This window comes from Sphingobium sp. (genome assembly GCA_023266575.1).
In the GTDB taxonomy this organism is placed as follows: domain Bacteria; phylum Pseudomonadota; class Alphaproteobacteria; order Sphingomonadales; family Sphingomonadaceae; genus Sphingobium.
On sequence record JAHFPV010000002.1, the window covers coordinates 95,189 to 120,011 of the forward strand.

A 24,823-nucleotide genomic window follows, 5' to 3' on the forward strand; every position below is an offset into this window, starting at 1 on the left:
GCCGTGGCAATGGGCGGTCGCACGCGGGTGTAGCTCAATGGTAGAGCAGCAGCTTCCCAAGCTGACGACGGGGGTTCGATTCCCCTCACCCGCTCCAAATCCCCCAATCATCCGGCTAATCCAAACGCGCCTTGGCGCGCCGCACCGGGCAGGCTAAGTCTTGGGCAGCCAAGGGGGATTCATGCGTTTAGGCTGGGATGAGATAAAGCGTCGAGCCAAGGCGTTCAGCGATGACTGGAAGGACGCGCATTATGAGCGCGGCCAGACCCAGACATTCTACAATGAATTTTTCGAGATTTTCGGGATCAAGCGCAAGCAGGTCGCCATCTATGAACAGCGGGTCAAGCTGCTGAACAACCGGCACGGTTTCATCGACCTGTTCTGGCCCGGCACGCTGCTGGTCGAACAGAAAAGTGCCAGCCTGGACCTGGGCCGGGCGCAGGGGCAGGCGCTCGATTATGTCGAGGGTATCCACCCGACGCAGCAACCGCGCTGGGTGCTGTCCTGCGATTTTCAGACCTGGGTGCTGCTGGACCTTGAAACCCGCACCGAACTGAAATTCCGCCTCGCCGATCTGCACAAGCATATCACCGCGTTCGATTTCATGCTGGGCCGCAAGGTCAGTTTTGAAACCCAGGCGGGCGTCACCATCAAGGCGGCGGAACTGATGGGCAAGCTGCACGACGCGCTGGAGGAATCGGGCTATGTCGGGCATGATCTGGAACAGTTGCTGGTCCGGCTGCTCTTCTGCCTGTTCGCCGACGACACCGGCATTTTCCAGCCCAAGGATATTTTCCTCCAGCTGGTCGAAAATGACACCAAACCGGACGGCAGCGATGTTGGCCGCATTCTCAATGACCTGTTCGACGTTCTCGACACGCCGGAAAATGCCCGCCAGTCGACCCTGCAAGCCGAACTCAACGCCTTTCCCTATGTGAATGGCCGCCTGTTTGCCAAGCGTGTCCGCACCCCGCATTTTACCCAGGCGATGCGCGATCATCTGCTGGACGCGGCGCGGCACGACTGGTCGGGCGTATCGCCCGCCATTTTCGGGTCGCTGTTCCAGTCGGTGATGGACGCGAAGGAGCGCCGGGCCAAGGGCGCGCATTATACGACCGAAGCCAATATCATGAAGGTCATCGGCCCGCTGTTTCTGGATGATCTGAAATCGGAACTGGCCGCCATCGTCGCGCGCAAGACCGGCCGGGACCGGGCCTTGACCGAGTTTCAGCATAAATTGGCGCGGCTGACCTTTTTCGATCCCGCGTGCGGGTGCGGCAATTTTCTGGTCATCGCCTATCGCGAAATCCGGGCGTTGGAACTCGAAGCGCTCAAGGCCCAATATGGCGACCAGCAGATTGACGCAGCCCTGCTGTCCCGCGTCACGGTCGACCAGTTTTACGGCATCGAATATGAGGAGTTTCCGGCCCGGATCGCCGAAGTCGCGATGTGGATGATGGACCATATCGCCAATAATGCGATCAATGAGGCGTTCCGCCTGAACTATGCCCGCATCCCGCTCAAGGACAGCGCCCACATATTGCATGGCGACGCGCTGGAAGCGGACTGGGCCGATCTGCTGCCGCCGGAAAAATGCAGCTATATCATGGGCAACCCGCCTTTTGTTGGCGCGAAATATCAGAGCGCGTTTCAGCGGGCGCAGGTGCGGCACATTGCCGGGCTGGGCGGCAGTGGCGGCACGCTGGATTATGTGGCGGCTTGGTTCATCAAGGCGGGGCAATACATACGTCCCACCCATCTAATAGAAAATGGGCGTAAAACTTATGACACACATTCTGCCGTGTCTTACCGCACAGAACGCCATGCGTATAATATCCGCATTGCCTTCGTTTCCACCAATTCGATTACCCAGGGCGAACAGGTGGCGCAGCTATGGCCTCTCCTGTTCGACCGCCACGGGCTGGAAATCGCCTTCGCGCATCGCACCTTCAACTGGTTCAGCGAAGCCAGGGGCAAGGCGCATGTCCATGTCGTCATCATCGGCCTGGCCCACCGCGATCATGAACCGGCGGAAAAGCGGCTGTTCAGCTATCCCGACATCAAGGGCGATCCAGTTGAAAGTCGCCATGCCGCGCTAACCGCCTATCTGTTCGATGCAAAAGGCGTCGCGAACCGGCATCTGGTGGTGAAGGAGGAAAGCAGGCCGATCAATGGGGCGGGAAAGGTCGCGATTGGTTCCAAGCCGATCGATGGCGGCCATTACATTTTCGACGCCAACGAACGGGCCGAGTTCCTTTCAAGAGAACCCGGTGCGATAAAGTATTTGCACCGCTACATTGGAAGAGTTCATCAATGGCGGCGACCGGTCGATCCTTTACCTTGGAAATGCCGTGCCATCGGAAATCAGGGGCTTACCAGCCGTCATGGAACGAATTGCTTTAGTTCGTCAGATGCGGTCAGCCAGCAATAGTGCTGCAACACGGAAATTGGCTTTAGAACCAACACGGTTTCATGTGACCGTCGTTCCAACGCACGCCTATCTTGTGATCCCAAAGGTGAGTTCTGAACGTAGAGATTATGTTCCGATGGGCTGGCTTCATCCGCCGACCATCGCAAGTGACCTGCTATTTGTTCAACCTAATGCCTCGATTTATGACTTTGCCATTCTGACCAGTCGCGCGCACATGGCTTGGCTGGCCCATATCGGTGGAAGGCTGGAAAGCAGGTTCAGATACTCCATCGGCCTCGTCTACAACACCTTCCCATGGCCCGACGCCACCCCCGCCCAGCGCGCGAAGATAGAGGGGCTGGCGCAGGCGGTGCTGGATGCCCGCGCCGCCTATCCCACGTCCAGCCTGGCCGATCTGTATGACCCGGACACCATGCCCGCCGACCTGCGCCGCGCCCATGCCGCGCTGGATCGCGCGGTGGACCGGCTCTACCGCGCGGCCCCGTTTGAAACCGACCGCGACAGGGTGGAACATCTGTTCGGCCGCTATGAGGCGCTGGTCAATCCGCTGGAACGGCTGGGCGCCGCGAAAAACCGCCGCGTGGCGCGCAAGGCCGGTCAGGATGCGGGCGGGGCATAGGGCTAGGTATTAACGACCGCGACTTGCAATTCCTCCCCCTTGAGGGGGAGGTTAGGTGGGGGTGTACTGCCGCCAGCGTGGACGCGCGGCTTCGCCTCGCTCCCCCTCCCCTTGATTGGAGTCACAATCAGCCCCTCAATAAGGCGCATCCCCATCCCGCGCCGGAATCGCGCCGCGCCTCCCGATATTCCAGCCCGCCAGCCGATGCCCCGCCAGCGCCGCGTCCACCGGCGTCGCGCCTGCCAGCCGCGCGTGGAGATAGCCGCCGTTGAACGCATCGCCAGCCCCGCTGGAATCGATCACCGGCACCCTTTGCGGGATCGGCACGATGGTGCCATCGACCAGGCAGCCATCGCCGCCCAGCTTCACCACCACTTCGCGCCCCTCACCCGCGCCCCAGCGGGCGGCGGCGTCCTGCGCGTCGTCGGCTGCGCCCATCTCCACCTCGTCCGCCAGCGTCGGCAGGCCCATGTCGCTCACGGCAATCGCCCGGTCGCGCCAGTGGCAGGCGGTCGCCGCGTCGCTCCACAGCCGGGCGCGATAATTGCCGTCGAAGGCGACCTTGCCGCCATTGGCCCGCACGTTCGCGCACAGGTCCAGCAACGCCTCCCGCCCCGCGTCGGGCAGGATGGCCAGCGTGATCAGCGAGAAATAGAGCAGGTCGGATTGCGCCGCCCGCGCCACCATCTCCGCGCTGCCGGGCAGGTCGAACATCCGCCGCGCCGCTGCCTCGCCCCGCCAGTAGTGGAAGCTGCGCTCGCCGGTCGCGTCGGTCTCTATCGCGTAGAGCCCCGGCAGCCGGTCCGCCGCGCGCAGCACCAGGCTGGTGTCGACCCCTTCCGCCTCCCACGCCGCGCACAGCTCCGCGCTCATCGGGTCCGCACCCAGAGCACTGGCCAGCCGCACCGTGTCGCCCGACCGCGCCAGGTGGATCGCGGTATTGATGACATCGCCGCCATAGCGCAGGTTCCAGCTGTCGCCGCTCCCCCGGCTCAGTTCCAGCATCGCTTCGCCGATGACCGTGACATTCGCCTTTGCTACGCTGTTCATGCTGCATCCCGTTCTTTATGACACCGGTTTCGTGCGGAGTGACCGCGCGCAAGTCAAGCCATCGCCCGGACAAAGTCCCGTTTTGCATCAATTGGGGAACATTTGCGCGACAACAACGTTTTGCCTGTTGGCAAGGACGCCTATAGACCATCCGACGTCCGCCTTCGGGGAATTCATGATTAGCGCTGCGCCTGGACGTCCCGACAACCGCTTTGAACTTCTGGTCCAGAGCGTTACCGATTATGCCATCTACATGCTTGATCCCACCGGCACCGTCGTCAGCTGGAACGCGGGCGCGCGCCGGTTCAAGGGCTATGAGGCGGACGAGATTATCGGCCAGCATTTTTCCCGTTTCTACACGGCGGAGGATCAGGCGAGCGGCATTCCCGCCCTGGCGCTCTACACCGCCGACCATGATGGCCGGTTCGAGGCCGAAGGCTGGCGCGTGCGCAAGGACGGCACCCATTTCTGGGCCAGCGTCGTCATCGACCCGATCCGTGATCCCCACGGGCAATTGCTGGGTTTCGCCAAGATCACCCGCGACATGAACGAACAGCGCGCCGCGCGCGAAGCGCTGCGCCACAGCGAGGAACGTTTCCGCCTGCTGGTGGAAAGCGTCACCGACTATGCCATCTATATGCTCGACCCCATCGGCACGGTGACGAGCTGGAACCGGGGGGCCGAACGCTTCAAGGGCTATCGCGCGGACGAGATTGTCGGCCAGAATTTCGCCCGCTTCTATAGTGAGGAGGACCGGATGGCCGGCCTCCCCTCCCGCGCGCTCCACACCGCCGAAACCGAGGGCCGGTTCGAAGCCGAAGGCTGGCGCATCCGCAAGGACGGCACCCGTTTCTGGGCCAATGTCGTGATCGATCCGATCCGCGATTCCGACGGGCAGCTGCTGGGCTTTGCCAAGATCACCCGCGACCTTACCGAACGGCGCGAATCGCAACGCGCGCTGGACGAGGCACGCGACGCCATCGTCCAGACGCAGAAGATGGACGCGATCGGCAAGCTGACCGGCGGGGTCGCGCATGATTTCAACAATCTGCTGGCGGTGATCGTCGGCAGTCTCGATCTGGCGCGGCAACGCATGGGCAGCGGCGCGGACATCAGCCGCTATCTCGACAATGCGATGGCGGCGGCAGAACGCGGCGCGACGCTGACGCAACGGATGCTGGCCTTTGCCCGCAAGCAGGAACTGAAACTGCAAAGCGTCGATTGCATCGGGCTGGTCCGCGACATGGCCGACCTGCTCCAGACGACGCTTGGGTCCGGCATCACCATCGAAACCCGCTTCCCCCTCGCCCTGGCCGCCGCCCATGCTGATCCCACACAGCTGGAACTCGCGCTGCTGAACCTGGCGGTCAACGCCCGCGACGCGATGCCGGGTGGCGGGCTGATCATTGTCGAGGCGGCGGAAATCACGGTCGATAGCGGCGAACGGCCCGATCTGGCAGCGGGCGCCTATATCCGCCTGGCCGTCACCGACGCTGGCGAAGGGATGGACGAGGCGACGCTGCAACGCGCGCGCGAACCCTTTTTCACCACCAAGGGCGTGGGCAAGGGCACCGGGCTTGGCCTGTCGATGGTCCATGGCTTTGCCCAGCAATGCGGCGGATCGCTGACCCTGTCGAGCGAGGTCGGGGTCGGCACCAGCGTCGCCCTGTGGCTGCCCGTCGCCAGCGCCGATGCAGTCGAGGCCGCCCCGGCGCGCAGCGAGGCGGTGGACGGCCTCGACACGCCCATGGTCATATTGGCGGTCGATGATGATGATCTGGTGCTGATGAACACGGCGGGGATGCTGGAGGATCTGGGCCATACCGTGTTTCAGGCCAGCAATGCCGTCGACGCGCTGCGCCTGCTGGAACAGGGCGCGGTCGATCTGGTGGTGACCGATCATGCGATGCCCGGCATGACCGGCGCGCAACTGGCCGACGCGATAGAGGCCTGTTTTCCGGGCCTGCCCGTCATCATCATCACCGGCTTTGCCGAACTGCCCCCCCACGCCAGCGCCCGCCCGCGCCTCGACAAGCCCTTCAAACAGGCGGAACTCGCCCGCATCGTCAAGGCCAGCCGGGCCTCGCGCGCCGCCGACCGGGTTGTCCATGCCACGGTCGCGCCGGGCGGCGATTGACGCTTTTGGCGGATAGGGGCTTGCCAGCGGCCTGCACATCGCCAATGGGGCAAATATTCCAACAAAATCGCAGGATTACATGGACACGCCGTTTGCGCCCACCCCGACATCGCATTTCTTCACGTCGCTGCGCACCCGGCTCCACTATCTCGACTGGGGCAATCCGTCCGCACCCACGCTGATCCTGATCCATGGCGGGTTCGACCATGGGCGCAGCTGGGACTGGACCGCACGGGCGCTGGCGAAGGATTATCATGTCGTCGCCCCCGACCTGCGCGGCCATGGCGACAGCGGCTGGTCGGCCGACGGCGCCTATATGATGACCAACTATGTCTATGATCTGGCGCAGCTGGTGGACTTGCTGGACCGGTCGCCGGTGACGATCGTCGCCCATTCGCTGGGCGGCTCGATCGCGCTGCGCTATGCCGGGCTATTCCCGGACAAGGTGCACAAGATCGTCGCGATTGAGGGGCTGGGCCTGTCGCCCGACCGGGTCAGGGAGAAGGCGGAAAAGTCCGAGCCGGACCTTTGGCGCGCCTGGATCGAAACCCGCCGCGCCAGCGCCCGCCGCACCCCCAAACGCTATCCCACGATCGAGGCCGCGGTCGGGCGGATGCGCGAACGCAACGAACATCTCTCGCTCGAACAGGCGCTGCACCTGACCATCCATGGCGTCAACCGCAACGAAGATGGCAGCTATAGCTGGAAATTCGACCCCTATCTCAACGGCATGGCACCTCAAGCCGGGTCGGACGACAGCCTGCCCGCCTTCTGGGCGCAGATCACCGCACCGACCTTGCTATGCCTAGGGCTGGACAGCTGGGCCTCCAACCCGGTCAAGGACGGTCGCGCCGCCCACTTCACCAACGCCCGCCTGGTCGAATTTGCCGATGCGGGCCACTGGCTCCACCACGACCAGTTTGCGCGCTTCATCGCGGAATTGCGCGCGTTTTTGTGAGTTTGTCCGTCCGATAATCATCTCCAAATCCGTTCGCCCTGAGCCTGTCGAAGGGCCGCACTTCTTGAGAAGAAAAACAAGGCTTCGACAGGCTCAGCCCGAACGGTGTTGGGAGACTGAGAAAGTGGCAGGCAGCCTAAGCCACAAACCCCGACACCGCCGCCTCATACTCCGCCTTCAACCCGGCGATGAACGCGCCAGCAGGCTGCACCTTCGTCACCGCGCCGATTCCCTGCCCGCATCCCCACACATCGCGCCAAGCCTTCTTGTCGGTCATGGCGCTGGCGAAATCCATATCCGCCGCCTTGGGCAGCGCGTCCGGGTCCATGCCTGCCGCGACGATGCTGGGGCGCAGATAATTGCCGTGGACGCCGGTGAACACGTCGGAATAGACGATGTCGTCGGCGTGGGACTCGACGATCATCTGCTTGTAGGCGGCGTCGGCATTGGCCTCGCTCGTGGCGATGAAGGGTGATCCCATATAGGCCAGGTCCGCCCCCATCATCCGCGCCGCCGCGATCGACCGGCCCGTCGCGATCGACCCGGACAGGGCGAGCGGCCCGTCAAACCACTGGCGGATTTCCTGCACCAAGGCGAAAGGCGACAGCGTCCCGGCATGGCCACCCGCCCCGGCCGCGACCGCGATCAGCCCGTCCGCACCCTTCTCTATCGCCTTGCGCGCGAAACGATCGTTGATGACGTCATGCAGCACGATCCCGCCATAGCTGTGGATCGCCTCATTCACCTTTTCCTGCGCGCCCAGCGACGTGATGATGATCGGCACGCGATATTTGACGCACAGCGCCAGATCCTCCTCCAGCCGGGGATTGGTCTTGTGGACGATCAGGTTGACGGCAAAGGGCGCATCCTTGTCGGTCAGTTCCGCCTGAAGCCGTTGCAGCCAACTTTCGAACACGCCCGAAGGCCGGGCATTGAGCGACGGAAAAGCGCCGACAATGCCCGCGCGGCACTGGGCGATGACCAGTTCGGGCTGCGATATGATGAACATGGGCGATCCGATCAGCGGCAACGACAAACGGCCTTGAAGCGATGTCGGCAGGGTCATGATCGCGGCTCTCCATATCTGTTCGCCGTCCGCGCTATCATTCGCCGGGCCGCAGAAAAAGGCCAAATCTACTGTATTGATGATATAATACAGTCGTGGTATGAAGGGACATAATCAACAGTCCTTTGGAGCTGGACGATGTATAGCGAGAGCGATCTACAGGATGCCGTAGCGGCCGGGGTGATCCCGGCGCAAAGTGCGCAGGCGCTGCGCGACCATGTCGCCCGGTTGCGGTCCAGCCCGGTGGTGGATGAAGAATCCTTCCGCCTGCTGACCGGCTTCAACGATATTTTCGTGTCGATCGCCGGCGTCATCCTGCTGGTCGCGGTCGGCTGGCTGGGCAACAGCGTGCGGCTGGGCGCGGCGGAACATCATCCCTCGCTGATGTCAGGCCTGCTGGTCGCGGCGACCAGCTGGGGGCTGGCCGAATATTTCACCCGCCAGCGGCGCATGGCGCTGCCGTCGATCCTGCTGCTGGCCGGCTTTGTCGGCGGTGTCGCCTTTTCGCTTGGCGCGCTGGCAGCGCAACTCTTCCCCGATGCGGGACATCGCGGCGGCGCGCTGATCCTGTCGGGTGTGGCCGCGTTCAGCGCGCTGGCGGCCTTCGCACACTGGCGGCGCTTCATGGTGCCAATCACCGTGGCGGCGGGCGCAGGCGCAGCGGCGCTCGTCGTCGCCAGCCTCATCATTGCGGCGGTGCCTTTCAATCAGACATTGCCCTTCCTGCTGCTGCTCGCCGGCGGTCTCACCATCTTCGCCTTCGCCATGTGGTGGGACATGTCCGACCGCAGCCGCATCACCCGCCGGTCGGACGTCGCCTTCTGGCTGCACCTGACCGCCGCGCCGATGATCGCCCATTCGCTCTTCCACTTACTCGGCGTGTTCGACGGCGATGACATCAGCGTGGCCAAGGCGTTGATGGTGATCGCCCTCTATGTCGCCTTTGGCCTGGTTGCCCTGGCGATCGACCGGCGCGCGCTGCTGGTCTCCAGCCTCGCTTATGTCCTGTTCGCCCTCTACGCCCTGTTCAAGCAGGCAGGCGCGGTCGAACTCTCCGCTGCCTTCACCGCGCTGGTGATCGGCTCCTCGCTGCTGCTGCTCTCCGCGCTCTGGCACCATGCCCGCACGCTGGTGGTCAGCGGCCTGCCCCCGGTCCTGACCGACAAGCTGCCCTATCTGGACCGCGCACCGGCCTGATGGGGACGCTCGCGAAGGAAGTGGTGGAGGGGTAGTAGGACTAACCCTCGACGATCCGCAACAATTTGCGCTCGACCGGGGCCAGGATGTTCTGCAACTCCTGGCCCCGCTTCAATATATGGCCGCCTTCGCCGACCAGCGTCCACATGCCCTGCCGGTTGCGCAGCGCCGGGCGCTTTTCGATGCGATATTCGGGGCGTTCGGCGGCGCGGCGGAAGGCGCTGAAAATCGCGGCCTCCCGTCCCATATCCATCGCATAGTCGCGCCAATGCCCGGCCGACACCATCCGGCCATACAGGTCCATGATCCGCTGCAATTCCAGCCGGTCGAACCCGACCTGCCCCGCCCCATCCTTGGGAAACGGCGTCACATTGGACATCAGGCCCGGCCACGTTCCTTGAACAGCGACGGCTCGTCATCGGGCAGCTTTGGCCGCTGCTGTTCCGCGATTAACTCGGCCAGCCGCTTCTGCAATTGCTCGACCTCGCACTGGAGCAGTTCCAGCTTCTGCTTTTCAGGGTCGAAACAATCGGTGCAGGGGGTGCCATAGGGCATGAAGTCGCGCTGATAGGCGGTCACGTCGACCAGCATCGCGCGCGCAGGGATGCCCACCATGGTCGCACCTTCGGCCACATCCTTGGTCACCACCGCATTGGCCCCGACCCGCGCCCGCGCGCCGACCGTCACCGGCCCCAGCACCTGCGCGCCAGACCCGACGATAACGCCATTGCCCAGAGTCGGATGACGCTTGCCCGCAATCCCATTGGCCGGATCAGTCCCGCCCAGTGTCACATTTTGATACAGCGTGACATCGTCGCCAATCTCCGCCGTCTCGCCAACCACGGTAAAACCATGGTCGATGAAGAAGCGCTTGCCGATTTTGGCGCCCGGATGAATGTCGTTCCCGGTCAGGAAGCGCGAGAAATGATTGACCGCCCGCGCCAGAAAAAAGAGCCGCGCCCGGTAGAGCCGATGCGCCACCCGGTGGAACGCCAGCGACCAAATGCCCGGATAAAGCAGGATTTCCGCCCTAGATCGGGGCGCGGGATCGCGCGACTTGACCGAATCAAGATAGGCAATGAGGTTGCGCACCATCCACATGTCCCCGAACCGGGCGTGCCTGTCCGCACGCCGCTATAGCAAAATCGCCCCCAACATAGCGTCCCAAGTCCGATTTTTCCAGAGACGGCGCTATTTCCCCTTTGCGGCGCAAAATAGAAACTTGCTTGGCGGCCCCGGATAAGCCAATCATAGCAGTAGACAATCAGACCAAAGGCAAACGGATGATCGACGCTTTCATCGCCAATTTCGGCGAAATCCTGCCCTTCATCCTTGTCGGCTTTGGTGCCCAGATGGTCGATGGCGCGCTCGGCATGGCCTATGGCGTCATCTCCAGCACCCTGTTGCTCACGCTCGGCGTGCCGCCCAGCCGCGCATCGGCCAGTGTCCATGTCGCTGAAACCTTCACCACCGCCGTCTCCGCGATCAGCCATATCCTGCACAAGAATGTGGACTGGAAACTGTTTTCCAAACTGATCATCCCCGGCGTCATCGGCGGCGTGACTGGTGCCTATGTCCTGTCCAATATCGACGGCGCGGTCATCAAACCCTATATCCAGACCTATCTCGCGGGCATCGGCCTCTATCTGGTCTGGCGCGGCTTTCACCTGCCGCCCAAGCAGAAAGACCCCAATTGGGTTGCGCCGCTCGGCCTGGTCGGCGGGTTCATGGATGCGACCGGCGGTGGCGGCTGGGGTCCGATCGTGACGTCCAACCTGTTGTTGCAGGGGTCCAGCCCGCGCCATACGATCGGCACGGTCAACACGGTCGAATTTTTCCTGACCCTGTCGATCAGCATCACCTTCCTCATTCATCTGGGCTGGCAGGCCTTCACCACCTATACGCTCGGCCTGCTGATCGGCGGCGTCGCCGCCGCCCCGATCGGCGCGATGCTCGCCCGGCATATCCCGCCCCGCCTGCTGTTCACCGCGGTCGGCATCATCCTGACCATCACCTCGATGTTCGGCCTCGCCAAATTTCTTGGATATATCGGCTAAGGCACTTATATTCGGCTTTCTGATCGAGGAAGCCGATAGATGTCCAACTACATGCCCACCCTTAAACAGCTGCAATATCTGGTTGCGCTGAAGGAACAGGGTCATTTCGGCAAGGCCGCCGACAGCTGCTACGTCACCCAGTCGACCCTGTCGGCGGGCATCCGCGAGTTGGAGTCGCTGCTCGGCGTCACCCTGGTCGAGCGCACCCGCCGCGTCGTCCGCTTCACCGCGCTGGGCGATCGCATCGTGGAAAAGGCGCACCGTGTCCTGCGTGAGGCGGAGGAGCTTTCCGCCATCGCCGAAGCGTCCGGCAAGCCGCTGTCGGGCGAATTGCGCATGAGCGTGATCCCGACCATCGCCCCCTTCCTGCTGCCGCGCCTCCTCCCCCGGCTGCGCGCCGACCGACCCGAACTCAAACTCTATCTGCGCGAGGAAACCACAACGGCGGCGATCGAATCGCTGCGCCACGGCAATGTCGATTGCGTCCTGCTCGCCCTCCCCTTCCCCACCGGCGAACTGGAGAGCGAGATCCTGTTTCAGGACCGCCTCTATGTCGCCTTCCCGCGCGACGATCCCCGCGACCCGCCCGACTGGATCGGGCCGGAAATGATCGACGAGAGCAAATTATTGCTGCTGGAGGATGGCCATTGCCTCAAGGACCATGCGCTGGCCGCCTGCAACCGCCCCGAACTGCGCGCCAGCGCGATCATGATGGGGACGTCGCTGCACACGCTGATCCAGATGGTCGACAATGGCCTGGGCGTCACCATGCTGCCCGAAATGGCGATCACCAGCGGCATATTGGAGCATACCCAGATCGTCGCCCGCCCCCTCCGCTCCGACCGCGCCTGGCGCGACATCGCCCTGGTCTGGCGCAAGAACAGCCCCCGCGAAAAGGAATTCCATCTGCTCGCCGGGATATTGCGCGAGGCATCCGACCCTCCGGCAGTGATGGTGGAGGCGGCGTAGTGCCACAACGAGATGACGTTAAATAAAACCGTTCGCCCTGAGTAGGGACTGAGCCCTTCGACTGCCTGCTTGCAGCAGGCGCTCAGGATAAACTTCAGCGAAGGTGAAGTCGAAGTTGAACAGGTCGGATCGTCCCCCGGACGATCCTGAATCATCCGGGGGATGGTTCACCTGTTCAAGTATCGAAGGGTGGCGTCCAAACGCACTCCTTCGATACGCCGTTTCGACTTCGCTCAACGGCTACTCAGAGCCTGCCCCCGCGAAGGCGGGGGACGAACGGCAATGGTGAAATCAACCCCACCCCTTCGCCTTCACCTCATCCTCAACCCGCGCATCGACCCACCCGGTCGCGCCATTGGCGAAATGCTCCTTCTTCCAGAAGGGCGCTTCCGATTTCAGCCAGTCGATCAGGAAGGCGCAGCTTTCCAGCGCGGCGGTGCGATGGCGCGATGCGGTGCCCACGAACACGATCCGCGCGCCCGGCTCAAGCCGCCCGAAACGGTGGATGACGCTCAACCCCAGCAGTGGCCAGCGCGTCATCGCCTCGTCACAGATGCGATCGACCTGCGCCTGCGTCATCGCCGGATAATGTTCCAGTTCCAGCGCGACCAGCCCGCCACCACCGCGCACCACGCCGGTAAAGCTTGCCACGCCGCCGCCGCCCAGCGCTTCGAGCGCCGCCAGTTCCGCCGCCACCTCGAAATCACCGGCCTGCACCGCGACCCGCTTCATCCCCCGGTCACCGGCGGAAACAGCGCCAGCTCGCGCGCATCGCCAATCACCGTATCGAGCGCCACGAACCTTTGGTCCAGTGCCGCGCGCAGCCGCGTCGCGTCCCCCAGCGCCTCGGCATAACCGCCGCCCCGCGCCGCCAGCGCGGCCATCAGATCGGCAACGGTCGCGCCCATTTCAGGCCGCGCCACCTGCTCCTCATCCAGTCCGATCCGCTCACGCACCCAGGCGAAATAGACGATCGTCAGAGCCACCACCGCTCAATCCATATGCTTTATGCCGACGCGCAGATAATCCCAGCCGGTTATCAGCGTCAGCAGTGCAGCAGCCCACAGCGTCACGATGCCGACCGCCTGGACGAAGGGAAATTGCGGTACCGCCCCCGCCAGGATCAGCGCACCCAGCGCAATGATCTGGAACGTCGTTTTCCACTTGGCCAGCCGCGACACCGGCACCGACACCTGAATCCCCGCCAGAAATTCGCGCAGCCCCGACACGGCAATTTCGCGCAGCAGGATGATCATCGCGGCAACGATGTGGATGCCCGCTATGTCGCGCGTCGCGGTCAGCATCAGGATGACCGCGGCGACCATGATCTTGTCGGCGATGGGGTCCAGGAAAATGCCCAGCCGCGACACCGCGCCCTGCGCGCGCGCCAGATAGCCGTCGAAATAATCGGTAATGCCCATCAGGCAGTAGAGCGCGAAGGCCAGCGCATAGCCGGTGATCCAGCGCGCGCCCATTTCCGCGGGCCACAGCAGGGCGACCAGCAACGGCACCGTGACGATGCGCGAAAGCGTGAGCAGATTAGGCAGCGTCAGCATCGCAGCCGACTGCCACAGTCCGGCCCGACGCACAAGGCGCGGCAGATGTTTGCGGTGACGGGATTGGACAGCGGCACCGGCAGCGGCTAGACCCCGCACCGGTCGCTAACGGAAAAGAAGCCAGATTCATCCATGAAAGCCTCTCTCAGGCTCCTGAACAAGCGCCGTTTTCTGCCGCTTTTCATCACCCAGCTGCTGGGCGCGTTCAACGACAATCTGTTCAAGAACGCGATGGTGCTGTTCGTCGTCTATCAGGTCTATAATGACGAGCGGTCCGAAACCTGGTTCAGCGCGCTGGCGACCGGCGTCTTCATCCTGCCCTTCTTTCTTCTGTCTGCGCTATCGGGGCAACTGGCCGACCAGCGCGACAAGGCGGTCATCATCCGATGGGTCAAGGGCGCGGAAATCGCGATCATGCTGGTCGGCGCGGCGGGCCTTGGCCTCATCTGGGGTGGCATCGCCATCCACACGCTGGCCATTCCGCTGCTGCTGCTTGCGCTGTTCGCCATGGGGGTTCACTCCACCTTCTTCGGCCCGATCAAATATGCCATCCTGCCCCAGCATCTTCACGATGAAGAAGTGCTGGGCGGCACCGGCCTGGTGGAGGCCGGCACCTATATCGCCATTCTGGCGGGCACGATTCTGGCAGGCCTGATCCCGGTGGAGATTGCCGCCATCGGCATCGTCATCACCGCCTTGATCGGCTATGTCGCGGGCCGTGAAGTGCCGCCCGCCCCGTCGCTGCTGCAACGCACGCCGATCGATTTCCACATCATCCGGTCGTCCGTCACGCTGGTGCGCGGCACCATGCATATCCGGCGGCTCTTTCTGGCCATCATGTCGATCAGCCTGTTCTGGGCGGTCGGCTCCATCCTGTTCATCCAGTTTCCGCCGCTCGTCAAAAATGTGCTGACCGCCGACAAATCGGTCGCCAGCCTGTTCCTGGGCATTTTCTCGATCGGTATCGCCATCGGATCGGTCGCGATCAACCGGCTGCTCTGCGGCCATGTGTCGGCAAAATATGCCCCAGCCTCGGTCATCGGCATGGGCGCCTGCATCGTCGCCTTCCATGTCGTTTGCGCACTCTGGACGCCCGCGCCCGCCGGGGAGATGCTGTCCTTTACCGGCTTCCTCGCCCATCCCATGGCGATCGCGCTGTCCGCCTGCCTGCTGGGCGTTGCGACCTTTGGCGGCATGTTCGTCGTGCCGCTCTACGCCTTCCTGACCACCACGGTCGAAAAATGCGAAGCCGCCCGCACGGTCGCGGCCAATAATATCGTCAATTCAGGCGCGATGGTCGTCGGCTCGGTCATCGCGATCGGCCTGACGGTCGCAGGGCTGTCCGTCGTGACGCAGCTGCTGCTCGTCGCCCTGCTCTGCCTGCCCTGCGCCTGGCTGGCGTGGAAACTGCACAAGGCCTGCGACGGCCCTGTCTGCGCCTGATGCGCTCAGGAAATGAAGCTGTAGAACGCCGTGAAGAAGGCGCAGAAGCTCAACCCAAACAGCTTCCAGTCGCTATCGTCATCCACCATCTTCCGCTTGCGCGCAGGCGCTGGCTCCACAACGCGCAGCACATGCTGGGGCAAGCGCTGGCGAAAGGGGTGGCGGGCCGATTCGGTCGTCAGGACAAGGGGGCGTGTTCGCATAGTCACTGGTTAACGCATTATTTACCATTTGGGCCATCGCCAAAGATAGTTAACATTGGCCTGTCCCGGTGCGGGACAGACTTGACTGTATCAGACGAATAATACAGCATGGCTGAACCGATGACCGATCCGTCCAGCACTGTCGATCCTGCCTCGCTGTCCCCGCGTGAATTTGGCGCAGGGCCCCCCAGCGCCTTCGCCCCGCCCACGCCCTGGCGCCGCCGGTTGCAGATATTGGGCTGGATCATCGCGGCCGGTCTGGCGCTGCTGATGCTGATGATCGGCTGGCTCGCCGTCACCGCCCCGCTTTCCCGATCGCTGCGGCCGATCGCGCCCCCCAGCATCAGCCTGATGTCGGCGGACAGCCACCTCATCGCCCGGCGCGGCGCGGTGATCGACACGCCCGTCACCATCGCCCAGCTGCCCGCCCATGTGCCGCAAGCCTTCATGGCGATTGAGGATCGCCGCTTCTACAGCCATTGGGGCGTGGATCCGCGCGGCGTCGCCCGCGCCGCCTGGCACAATCTCTGGTCGGACGGGTCGTCGCAAGGCGGCAGCACCATCACCCAGCAGCTGGCCAAGGGCGTGTTCCTCTCCAGCGACCGCACCATGGGCCGCAAGGCGCGTGAGGCGATGATCGCCTTCTGGCTCGAAGCCTGGCTGACCAAGGACCAGATCCTCGAACGCTATCTCTCCAACGTCTATTTCGGCGACAATGTGTACGGCCTGCGCGCCGCCTCGCTCCATTATTTCAACCGCGCGCCCGAACGGCTGACCATTCCGCAGGCCGCGATGCTGGCGGGCCTGCTCAAAGCGCCCTCCCGCCTTGCCCCCACCAGCAACCTGAAGGGCGCGCGCGCCCGCGCCGCATTAGTGACGCAGGCGATGGTGGACGCTGGCTATATCAGCCAGGCCGAACGCAACGCCCTGCCGCCTGCCCGCCTCAACGTCCGCGAAACACCCGACGCCACCACCGGCACCTATTTCGCCGACTGGGTCTTGCCGCAGGCCCGCGACCGGGCGGGCGCGGTCTATGGCGAGCAGAAGATAGACACCACGCTCGATTGGCGCATCCAGCGCCTCGCCGAAGCCGCCATCCGCCGCGCACCGCTGGGCGGCGCGCAGGTCGCGCTTGTGGCGATGAAGCCCGACGGCAGCGTCGTCGCCATGGTCGGCGGAAAAAATTATACCAAGAGCAGCTTCAACCGCGCGGTGCAGGCCAAGCGCCAGCCGGGGTCAACCTTCAAGCTGTTCGTCTATCTCGCCGCTTTCCGCGCGGGCATGACGCCGGAGGATATGATCGACGACACGCCGATCACCACCGGCAGCTATCGCCCCGCCAATCATGGCGGCAAATATCGCGGCCGCATCAGCCTGCGTCAGGCCTTCGCCGCCTCCAGCAATGTCGCCGCCGTCCGCCTGACCCAGAAGGTCGGCGTCGACAATGTTATCAAGGTCGCCCGCGATCTGGGCGTCACCGCGCCGCTCACCGAAGATTTGAGCCTCGCGCTCGGAACATCGGAAATTCCGCTGATCGAACTGGCCGAAGCCTATGCGGCGGTCGCGGCAGGTGCCTATCCCGTCCTCGCCCACGGCCTGCCGCCCGAAGAGCAGGGCTGGTTCGAGAAGTTGATGGCGCGCCAGCGCTCCTTTGGCGACGATGAACTGGCGATGATCCGCGATCTCCTGTCCTCCGCCGCCAATCGCGGCACCGGCAGTGCGGCGGCGCTGCGCACCAGCACCTTCGGCAAGACCGGCACCACCCAGGACAGCCGCGACGCCATCTTCGTGGGCTATGCCGGTGGCCTCGTCACCGCGGTCTGGATCGGCAATGACGACAACAGCCCGCTCCCCGGCGGCGCGGCGGGCGGCGGCATCCCCGCGCGCATCTGGCGCAATTTCATGAGCGGCGCGATCAACGAAACGGTCGAGGACGCACCGGAAGAAACCCAGGACGCGGACCTCGTCAACGCCATCGCCAATATCAGCGTCGAAACCGGCATCGGCAATGTCCAGCTCGGTGTCGACGAAGGCGGCATGACGGTGAATATCGGCCCGGCCCAAATCCGCTTGCCCACCGACCAGCCCGCCCCGCCGACCGACACCCCCCCACCCCGCATCGCCCCCACGCAACCGCCAGAGGGTGAGGATAGTGGGCCGTGATTTCATTCCCCTCCCGCAAGCGGGAGGGGCAGCGAGACTTAATGAGCGGAGCGAATTTAGTCGCAGCGGGGTGGGCAAATGCGACGTAGCGCTGGCCCACCCCCTAACCCCCTCCCGCAAGCGGGCGGGGGGACAAGGCAAGCCCTAAACCGCCTGCCCAGCGGCCCAGCCGCTGGCCCACGCCCATTGAAAATTATAGCCGCCCAGCCATCCGGTCACGTCCACCGCCTCGCCGATCGCGTACAGGCCCGGCACCTTGTTCGCCTCCATCGTCCGCGATGAAAGCCCCGCCGTCGCGATCCCACCAACGGTTACCTCCGCCTTGGCATAACCTTCAGTCCCCGTCGGCTCGAACGACCAGTCATGCAGCCGCGCGCCCAATTGTCGCAGCGCCTTGTCGGACAGATTGCCCATCTCGCCCTGCACCCCGGCCCGCTCCAGCAGCGCATCGGCCAGTCGCTCGGTCAGCGCCTGCCCGACAACCTTGCGCAAACTGGCGCGCGGCCGGTCGCGCTTAGCCTCGATCAGCCAGTCCGCCCCATGATCCGGCAGAAAATCGACATGGATTGGGGTGCGATGCTGCCAGTAGGAGGATATCTGCAACATCGCCGGTCCCGACAGGCCGCGATGAGTGAACAAAGCCGCCTCGCGAAACCGAACCTTGTTCCAGCGCACGGACACGTCCGCCGACACGCCCGACAGCGCCTGAAACAGCGCCTCTTCCGTCCCCAGCGTAAACGGCACCAGCGCAGGCCGGGGCTGGACAATCGACAGCCCGAATTGCCGCGCCACCTCATAGGCAAAGCCGGTCGCGCCCATCTTGGGGATAGACGGCCCGCCGGTCGCCAGCACCAGCGCGGGCGCGCGATGCTCCACGCCGCCGGTCGCCACCCGATACAGCCCATCACCATGCGCCACATCCGCCACCGGCTGCCCCAGCGCCGGCGTCACGCCGCCCTTGGCGCATTCCTCCTCCAGCATCGCGACGATCTGTTTCGCTGACCCGTCGCAGAACAGCTGCCCCAGCGTCTTTTCATGCCAGGCGATGCCATAGCTATCGACCAAAGCGATGAAATCCTGCGCGCTGTAGCGCCCCAGCGCCGATTTGGCGAAATGCGGATTGGCCGACAGATAGCGATCCGCCGCCGTATCGACATTGGTGAAATTGCACCGCCCGCCGCCCGAAATCAGGATCTTCTTGCCCACCTGATCGGCATGATCGACCAGCAGCACCCGCCTGCCCCGCTGACCCGCGACAGCCGCGCACATCATCCCCGCCGCGCCCGCGCCCAGGATGATCGCGTCCCAATCGGCCATCAGCGACCCCGCTTGCAGCGCACCAGCGCCTCGTCCAGCGCCGACAGGAAACGCGACCGGTCAGTCTTGCCGAATGGCGGCGGCCCGCCAATCTGCTCCCCCCCGGCGCGCAAATCCGCCATGATCGCCCGCGTGGCAATCGCCGCGCCGATGGAACTCAATGTAAAGGGCTTGCCATTGGGCGCGATCACCACCGCGCCCGCTTTCAGGCACCGGTCGGCCAGCAATATGTCGGCGGTAATGCACACCGCCCCTGCATCCGCCCGCTCCGCGATCCAGTCATCCGCCGCATCGAACCCGTCGCTCACCACCACCCGGTCGAGCAATTCATGCGCAGGGATTCGGATCGGGCTATTGCTGACGATCGTCACCGGCACGCCATGGCGAAAGGCGACCTTGTAAATCTCATCCTTCACAGGACAGGCATCGGCATCGACCAGAATCTTCATGGATGGCGCGATAAGCGCGGGGGCCGCACTTCACAATGGCCCGATTGCAGCGCCGCGTGTTCCCATTATTTCCCCCTATGATCATTCGCCGCCTTCACCCCACGGCGATCCTGCCCTACATGGGACGCAATGAGCGCCCCCCTGTACAACAAAGATATTTTGCGGCTCGCCGCCAGCATCCCGCACCACCACCGCCTGCCCGCCCCGCAGGCGAGCGTCGAGCGGCGCTCGCCTACTTGCGGGTCGCGGGTGACGGTGGATGTGGCGATGGCCGACGGTCGCCTCGCCGACATCGGGCTGGACGTAAAGGCGTGCGCGCTGGGGCAGGCATCCGCGTCGCTGATGGCGGCGCAGGCGATCGGCATGAGCGCCGATGAACTGGCCGACGCCCGCGACAGGCTCACCGCCTATCTCTCCGGCGCCAGCGACGATCTCGACTTCTGGCCTGGCCTTGCCGTGCTGGCCCCGGCGCGCGGCTATCCCGCCCGCCACGCCTCGATCCGCCTGGGCTTTGAAGCCATTGCCGAAGCCGCCCGGATGGCCGACGCCTGATGGCGACGCCAACCGCTCCCGCCAGCGGCCCCACCATCAGCGCAACCGAAATGCTGCTGTCCGAAGGCGTCATCCTGCTGGGTGCTGCGCTGCTGTTCGTCATCCTGTTCCGCCGCTTCGGGCTTGGTGCCGTGCTGGGCTATCTCGTCGCGGGGGCGCTGGTCGGGCCGCAGGGGCTGGGGCTGGTCGGCGGGGGCGAATCGAAACTTGCCATTGCCGAAATCGGCATCGTCCTGCTGCTCTTCCTCGTCGGGCTGGAACTGCATCCCGCCCGTCTCTGGCGCTTGAAGAAGGACATCTTCGCGCTCGGCATGGCGCAGGTCGTGTTGTGCGGCTGCGCCCTCACCGCGATCATCTTCTATTTCACCGGCTTCACCTGGGGCGCGGCGATTGCGCTCGGCCTGCCACTCGCCCTCTCCTCCACCGCGCAGGTGTTGCCGGGCCTCAAATCCAGCGGCCGGATCAATTCGCCCTTTGGGGAAAAAATATTCTCGATCCTGCTGTTTCAGGATCTCTCGATCGTCCCGCTGATCACCATCGTCGCGGCGCTCTCTCGCAATCCGGCAGACGCAGGCGGACCACCGGGATGGATGACGGCGGCCTACACCGTCGCGGCGATTGCAGGGCTTGTGCTTGCAGGCCGCTTCATCCTGCGCCCGCTCCTCTCATTGGTCGGACGCTTTGGCGAGCGCGAACTGTTCGTCACCGTCGGCCTGTTCACCGTGCTGGCCGCCGCCGCGCTGATGCACAGCCTGCACCTGTCGACCGCGCTGGGTGCCTTCGTCGCGGGCGTGATGCTCGCCGATTCGCCCTACCGGCATGAGATTGAGGCCGACGTCGAGCCCTTCCGCTCGATCCTGCTCGGCCTCTTCTTCCTCGCCGTCGGCATGGTGCTGGACCTCGCCACCGTCGCGGCCAATCCAATATTCGTCATCGGCATGGCGCTGATCCTGGTCGCGACCAAGGCGGCGATCATCGCGGGTCTTGCCCGCCTGTTCAGCATGGAATGGCGACCCGCACTGGGCGCTGGCCTGTTGCTGAGCCAGGGCGGCGAATTCGGCTTCGTCCTGTTCGCCCAGGCGCAGGGCGCGCTGCTGATCGCGCCCGAAGCCGCCAGCCTGTTCAGCGCCATCGTCACCTTCTCCATGGCGACCACGCCTTTCCTGATGCTGTTCGCTCGCCGTTTCGAGTTCGCCGCGCCAAAGGATGGCGCGGACCTGCCCGGCCCGGACCAGGCGCCACGCGGCACCGCCATCGTCGTGGGCTATGGCCGGTTCGGCCAGACCGTCGCGCAGATGCTGATCGGCCATGGCTTTGCCGTCGTGTCGATCGACAAGAAGCCCGCCCAGATCGAAGTATCGCAGCGGTTCGATACGAAGGTTTATTATGGCGACGGCACCCGCATCGACCTGCTCCACCGCGCAGGTGCCGACGAAGCCCGGCTGATCGCCTTCTGCATCGACGATCCTTCGCTCGACAGCCGCGCACTCCAGCCGATCGCCGAAGCCTTCCCGCAGGCGGCCCTCATGGTCCGCGCCTTCGACCGGAAACAGCTGCTCGCCTTGCAGGATATCGATCTCGCCGCCGTCGTCCGCGAAGTCTATGAATCGGCCATCTGTATGGGCGTGCAGGCGATGCAGGCGCTGGGCGTTCCGCCTGAGGAGGTCGAGGAAGTCGAACGCCAATATCGTGCCAATGACGAACAGCGCCTCGCACTCCAGATCGAACATGGCACGCTGCTGGCGGCAAAAGACCTGATGTACCGCCCCGGCCGGGGGATGCGCCTGCTGACCCGTGGCGATGGAGACAAGACATGATCGCGATTTTCGCCGCCTTGTCCGCAGCCCTGGCCATCGGCGCGGGCGCGTTCGGCGCGCATGGCGTTACCAATGCCAAGGCGGTCGAATGGCTGCGCACCGGCGGCGTTTACCAACTGATCCACGCCGTCGCTGCGCTGGCGATCATGGGCGTGGCGCGCGGCGCGGCAGCCCTGCTGCTGGGCGGCGCGGCGATCTTTGCCCTCACCCTCTACGCCATGGCGCTGGGCGCGCCCAAATGGCTGGGCGCGATCACCCCGATCGGCGGGCTGCTGATGATCGCCGGATGGCTGTGGGCGGCATGGACCTTCGGGCAACGCTGACGCGCGCCCTTGCCCCGGCCACTGACCCGGCCTAGATTGACGTCATGGCCGACCATCACCATCATCATCACGAGCCCACCGGCACCCGGCTGGCCGACGCCGCACGCGTCACGCTGGAAGCGCAAAGCGAACAATGGACGCCGATGCGCGCGGCCATTTTCGATGCGTTGGCGGCGGAGGAAAAGCCCGCTTCTGCCTATGACATCGCCGACACCGTGTCCAAGGCGCGCGGCAAGCGGGTCGCGCCCAACAGCGTCTATCGCATCCTCGACCTGTTCGTGACCAACAACATCGCAATGCGGGTCGAAAGCGCCAACGCCTATATCGCCAACGCCCATCCCGGCTGCCATCACGACTGCATCTTCCTGGTATGCCGCACCTGCAAGCAGGCCACGCACCTCGATGATGACAAGGTGACCAATCAAGTCCGCGCCGTCGCCGAGCAGGAAGGGTTCAGGCCCGAACGCCCGGTGATCGAGATTTTGGGGACATGCGCCAAATGCGCCGCATAAGTGGATCGTTGCGCTTCGCGACGGAACGGCCTAGCGCCCTGACGAGTCTATGCCTTTTATGAACGATCGTCCCGAAACCCCGTTGCTCGACCAGGTGATCTGGCCGTCCGACCTGCGCGCCCTCAAGCCGGAGCAGCTGCGGCAACTCGCCGACGAACTGCGGCAGGAGGTGATCGCCGCCGTCGGCGTCACCGGCGGCCATCTGGGGTCCGGGCTTGGCGTCGTGGAACTCACCACAGCGATCCATTATGTGTTCGACACGCCCCGCGACAAGCTGATCTGGGACGTGGGGCATCAATGCTACCCGCATAAAATCCTGACCGGGCGGCGCGATCGCATCCGCACCCTGCGTCAGGGTGGCGGCCTGTCGGGTTTCACCAAGCGCGCCGAATCCGAATATGACCCGTTCGGCGCGGCGCACAGCTCCACCTCGATCAGCGCGGCTCTGGGCTTTGCCATCGCCAACAAGATGCAGGATCGGCCGGGCAAGGGCATCGCCGTCATCGGCGACGGCGCCATGTCGGCAGGCATGGCCTATGAGGCGATGAACAATGCGCAGGCGGCGGGCAATCGCCTGATCGTCATCCTCAATGACAATGACATGTCGATCGCCCCGCCGGTCGGTGGCCTGTCGGGCTATCTCGCGCGCCTGGTCTCCAGCCGCGAATTTCTGGGCCTGCGGGATCTCGCCAAGAAACTGGCGCGCAAACTGCCCCGCCCGCTCCACAATGCCGCGCGCAAGACCGACGAATTCGCCCGTGGCATGGCGATGGGCGGCACCCTGTTCGAGGAACTGGGCTTTTACTATGTCGGCCCGATCGACGGCCATAATCTCGACCAGCTGATCCCGGTGCTGGAAAATGTCCGCGATGCCGCCGAAGGGCCGTGCCTGATCCATGTCGTCACGCAAAAGGGCAAGGGTTATGGCCCGGCCGAAGCGGCGGACGACAAATATCATGGCGTCCAGAAATTCGACGTCATCACCGGCACCCAGGCCAAGGCGCCACCCGGCCCGCCCAGCTACACCAATGTCTTTGCCCAGGCGCTGATCGCCGAGGCACAGCGCGATCCCGCAGTCTGCGCCATCACCGCGGCCATGCCGTCCGGCACCGGTCTCGACAAATTCGCGACCGCCTTCCCCGATCGCTGCTTTGACGTCGGCATCGCCGAACAACATGCCGTCACCTTCGCCGCAGGCCTCGCCGCGCAGGGGATGCGGCCTTTCTGCGCCATCTATTCGACCTTCCTGCAACGCGCTTACGATCAGGTCGTCCATGACGTCGCGATCCAGAACCTGCCGGTCCGATTCGCCATCGACCGCGCAGGTCTGGTCGGTGCGGACGGATCGACCCATGCGGGCAGTTTCGACGTCACCTATCTCGCCACCCTGCCCAATATGGTGGTGATGGCGGCAGCGGATGAGGCGGAACTGGTCCACATGACCCACACCGCCGCCTGCCACGACAGCGGTCCGATCGCGCTGCGCTATCCGCGCGGCAACGGCACCGGCGTGGATATGCCGGTGGTCCCCGAACGCCTCGAAATCGGCAAGGGCCGCATCGTGCGCGACGGGCGGCAGGTCGCCATCCTCTCGCTCGGCACCAGGCTGGAGGAAGCGCTGAAAGCCGCCGAAGCATTGGAAGCGCGCGGCCTGTCCACCACCGTTGCCGACCTGCGCTTCGCCAAGCCGCTCGACGAAGCGATGATCCGCCGCCTGCTCACCACCCACGAAGTCGCTGTGACGATAGAGGAAGGCGCGATCGGCGGCCTCGGTGCCCATGTGCTGACGCTGGCCAGCGACCTGGGCCTCATCGACAACGGCCTGAAACTACGCACCCTGCGCCTGCCTGACGTGTTTCAGGATCAGGACAAGCCCGAAAAACAATATGCCGACGCCCGCCTGGACGCCGACGCCATCATCGACACCGTGCTGACGGCATTGCGGCATAACAGCGTGGGAACGGAAGCGCGGGCGTAAAGTCCTCCCAGTTGGGGGGGGGCTAT

Annotated in this window: 23 protein-coding genes, 1 tRNA gene and 1 pseudogene; 15 read left to right on the forward strand and 10 right to left on the reverse strand. The window is 64.4% G+C overall.

What is annotated here, in order from left to right; all coding sequences use genetic code 11:
* Positions 1 to 23 precede the first annotated feature (23 nt).
* From Q0D44_RS02895 to Q0D44_RS02905, 3 genes and pseudogenes are all read left to right on the forward strand, one after another.
* Positions 24 to 97 (forward strand) — tRNA-Gly (locus tag Q0D44_RS02895).
* 84 nt (positions 98 to 181) lie between these two features.
* A pseudogene (locus Q0D44_RS02900) lies at positions 182 to 2,675 on the forward strand (DNA methyltransferase); the annotation flags it as partial.
* A gap of 105 nt (positions 2,676 to 2,780) precedes the next feature.
* The gene (locus Q0D44_RS02905) at positions 2,781 to 3,050 is read left to right on the forward strand and encodes a type IIL restriction-modification enzyme MmeI (RefSeq protein ID WP_366008990.1); all 270 of its coding nucleotides are present in this window, start codon (positions 2,781 to 2,783) and stop codon (positions 3,048 to 3,050) included.
* 135 nt (positions 3,051 to 3,185) lie between these two features.
* Here the strand turns inward: Q0D44_RS02905 and Q0D44_RS02910 are convergent, their stop codons facing one another.
* Complete coding sequence (locus Q0D44_RS02910) at positions 3,186 to 4,100, reverse strand: sugar kinase (protein ID WP_294132145.1); 915 nt, start codon at positions 4,098 to 4,100, stop codon at positions 3,186 to 3,188.
* A 175-nt stretch (positions 4,101 to 4,275) separates the two neighbouring features.
* Here Q0D44_RS02910 and Q0D44_RS02915 point away from each other — a divergent pair, with 175 nt between their 5' ends.
* Positions 4,276 to 6,237, forward strand: coding sequence for a PAS domain-containing sensor histidine kinase (locus tag Q0D44_RS02915; RefSeq protein ID WP_294132148.1), 1,962 nt, complete (start codon positions 4,276 to 4,278; stop codon positions 6,235 to 6,237).
* A 79-nt stretch (positions 6,238 to 6,316) separates the two neighbouring features.
* Complete coding sequence (locus tag Q0D44_RS02920; RefSeq protein ID WP_294132154.1) at positions 6,317 to 7,195, forward strand: alpha/beta hydrolase; 879 nt, start codon at positions 6,317 to 6,319, stop codon at positions 7,193 to 7,195.
* A 136-nt stretch (positions 7,196 to 7,331) separates the two neighbouring features.
* Here Q0D44_RS02920 and Q0D44_RS02925 read toward each other — a convergent pair whose 3' ends face one another.
* Positions 7,332 to 8,261, reverse strand: coding sequence for a nitronate monooxygenase family protein (locus Q0D44_RS02925; protein ID WP_294132158.1), 930 nt, complete (start codon positions 8,259 to 8,261; stop codon positions 7,332 to 7,334).
* Positions 8,262 to 8,399: 138 nt separating this feature from the next.
* On the opposite strand from Q0D44_RS02925, the gene Q0D44_RS02930 reads away from it, so the two are divergent.
* Entirely contained in the window at positions 8,400 to 9,458 is a 1,059-nt protein-coding gene (locus Q0D44_RS02930) for a hypothetical protein (protein ID WP_294132161.1), read from the forward strand.
* Between the two features lie 40 nt (positions 9,459 to 9,498).
* Here the strand turns inward: Q0D44_RS02930 and Q0D44_RS02935 are convergent, their stop codons facing one another.
* Positions 9,499 to 9,837: a DUF2794 domain-containing protein gene (locus Q0D44_RS02935; protein WP_294132162.1), complete on the reverse strand. Its 339-nt coding sequence runs from the start codon at positions 9,835 to 9,837 to the stop codon at positions 9,499 to 9,501.
* Positions 9,837 to 10,553 carry a serine O-acetyltransferase EpsC gene (gene epsC, locus Q0D44_RS02940; RefSeq protein ID WP_294132168.1) on the reverse strand — a complete coding sequence of 239 codons (717 nt, stop codon included), beginning with the start codon at positions 10,551 to 10,553 and terminating at the stop codon, positions 9,837 to 9,839. The genes Q0D44_RS02935 and epsC overlap by 1 nt, the downstream gene beginning before the upstream one ends.
* Positions 10,554 to 10,741: 188 nt before the next feature.
* On the opposite strand from epsC, the gene Q0D44_RS02945 reads away from it, so the two are divergent.
* Together Q0D44_RS02945 and Q0D44_RS02950 are read left to right on the forward strand one after the other, a co-directional pair.
* The gene (locus tag Q0D44_RS02945) at positions 10,742 to 11,515 is read left to right on the forward strand and encodes a sulfite exporter TauE/SafE family protein (protein ID WP_294132170.1); all 774 of its coding nucleotides are present in this window, start codon (positions 10,742 to 10,744) and stop codon (positions 11,513 to 11,515) included.
* Between the two features lie 39 nt (positions 11,516 to 11,554).
* Positions 11,555 to 12,484: a hydrogen peroxide-inducible genes activator gene (locus tag Q0D44_RS02950; RefSeq protein WP_294132173.1), complete on the forward strand. Its 930-nt coding sequence runs from the start codon at positions 11,555 to 11,557 to the stop codon at positions 12,482 to 12,484.
* Between the two features lie 291 nt (positions 12,485 to 12,775).
* Here Q0D44_RS02950 and Q0D44_RS02955 read toward each other — a convergent pair whose 3' ends face one another.
* Genes Q0D44_RS02955 through pgsA form a run of 3 tightly spaced genes read right to left on the reverse strand, consistent with a single transcriptional unit; the run spans position 12,776 to position 14,040 of the window.
* Positions 12,776 to 13,216, reverse strand: coding sequence for a molybdenum cofactor biosynthesis protein MoaE (locus tag Q0D44_RS02955; protein WP_294132176.1), 441 nt, complete (start codon positions 13,214 to 13,216; stop codon positions 12,776 to 12,778).
* Positions 13,213 to 13,473, reverse strand: coding sequence for a molybdopterin converting factor subunit 1 (gene moaD / locus Q0D44_RS02960; protein ID WP_294132180.1), 261 nt, complete (start codon positions 13,471 to 13,473; stop codon positions 13,213 to 13,215). Before moaD ends, Q0D44_RS02955 begins: the two co-directional genes overlap by 4 nt.
* Before the next feature lie 3 nt (positions 13,474 to 13,476).
* Complete coding sequence (gene pgsA, locus Q0D44_RS02965; protein WP_119745326.1) at positions 13,477 to 14,040, reverse strand: CDP-diacylglycerol--glycerol-3-phosphate 3-phosphatidyltransferase; 564 nt, start codon at positions 14,038 to 14,040, stop codon at positions 13,477 to 13,479.
* A 132-nt stretch (positions 14,041 to 14,172) separates the two neighbouring features.
* Between pgsA and Q0D44_RS02970 the strand changes: the two genes are divergently transcribed.
* Complete coding sequence (locus Q0D44_RS02970; RefSeq protein WP_294132185.1) at positions 14,173 to 15,483, forward strand: MFS transporter; 1,311 nt, start codon at positions 14,173 to 14,175, stop codon at positions 15,481 to 15,483.
* Positions 15,484 to 15,488: 5 nt separating this feature from the next.
* Here the strand turns inward: Q0D44_RS02970 and Q0D44_RS02975 are convergent, their stop codons facing one another.
* A complete protein-coding gene (locus tag Q0D44_RS02975; protein WP_294132189.1) occupies positions 15,489 to 15,686 on the reverse strand; it encodes a hypothetical protein in 198 nt (65 codons plus the stop codon).
* Positions 15,687 to 15,794: 108 nt separating this feature from the next.
* Between Q0D44_RS02975 and Q0D44_RS02980 the strand changes: the two genes are divergently transcribed.
* Positions 15,795 to 17,849, forward strand: coding sequence for a PBP1A family penicillin-binding protein (locus Q0D44_RS02980; protein WP_294132192.1), 2,055 nt, complete (start codon positions 15,795 to 15,797; stop codon positions 17,847 to 17,849).
* Positions 17,850 to 17,993: 144 nt separating this feature from the next.
* Here the strand turns inward: Q0D44_RS02980 and Q0D44_RS02985 are convergent, their stop codons facing one another.
* A complete protein-coding gene (locus Q0D44_RS02985) occupies positions 17,994 to 19,166 on the reverse strand; it encodes an NAD(P)/FAD-dependent oxidoreductase (RefSeq protein ID WP_294132195.1) in 1,173 nt (390 codons plus the stop codon).
* Positions 19,166 to 19,615 carry a YaiI/YqxD family protein gene (locus Q0D44_RS02990; RefSeq protein ID WP_294132198.1) on the reverse strand — a complete coding sequence of 150 codons (450 nt, stop codon included), beginning with the start codon at positions 19,613 to 19,615 and terminating at the stop codon, positions 19,166 to 19,168. Before Q0D44_RS02990 ends, Q0D44_RS02985 begins: the two co-directional genes overlap by 1 nt.
* A 129-nt stretch (positions 19,616 to 19,744) precedes the next feature.
* Here Q0D44_RS02990 and Q0D44_RS02995 point away from each other — a divergent pair, with 129 nt between their 5' ends.
* From Q0D44_RS02995 to dxs, 5 genes are read left to right on the forward strand one after another with little or no spacing between them, the layout of a single operon-like run.
* Positions 19,745 to 20,167, forward strand: a complete 423-nt coding sequence (locus tag Q0D44_RS02995) for an iron-sulfur cluster assembly scaffold protein (protein ID WP_119745339.1) — start codon at positions 19,745 to 19,747, stop codon at positions 20,165 to 20,167.
* Positions 20,167 to 21,984 (forward strand): cation:proton antiporter, encoded by a 1,818-nt coding sequence (locus Q0D44_RS03000; RefSeq protein ID WP_294132205.1) that lies wholly within the window; start codon positions 20,167 to 20,169, stop codon positions 21,982 to 21,984. Before Q0D44_RS02995 ends, Q0D44_RS03000 begins: the two co-directional genes overlap by 1 nt.
* Positions 21,981 to 22,307: a DUF423 domain-containing protein gene (locus tag Q0D44_RS03005; RefSeq protein ID WP_294132208.1), complete on the forward strand. Its 327-nt coding sequence runs from the start codon at positions 21,981 to 21,983 to the stop codon at positions 22,305 to 22,307. The genes Q0D44_RS03000 and Q0D44_RS03005 overlap by 4 nt, the downstream gene beginning before the upstream one ends.
* Positions 22,308 to 22,351: 44 nt before the next feature.
* Positions 22,352 to 22,819, forward strand: a complete 468-nt coding sequence (locus tag Q0D44_RS03010; RefSeq protein WP_217671895.1) for a transcriptional repressor — start codon at positions 22,352 to 22,354, stop codon at positions 22,817 to 22,819.
* Positions 22,820 to 22,868: 49 nt separating this feature from the next.
* Positions 22,869 to 24,797: a 1-deoxy-D-xylulose-5-phosphate synthase gene (gene dxs, locus Q0D44_RS03015; protein ID WP_294132213.1), complete on the forward strand. Its 1,929-nt coding sequence runs from the start codon at positions 22,869 to 22,871 to the stop codon at positions 24,795 to 24,797.
* The last annotated feature ends 26 nt before the right edge of the window (positions 24,798 to 24,823 follow it).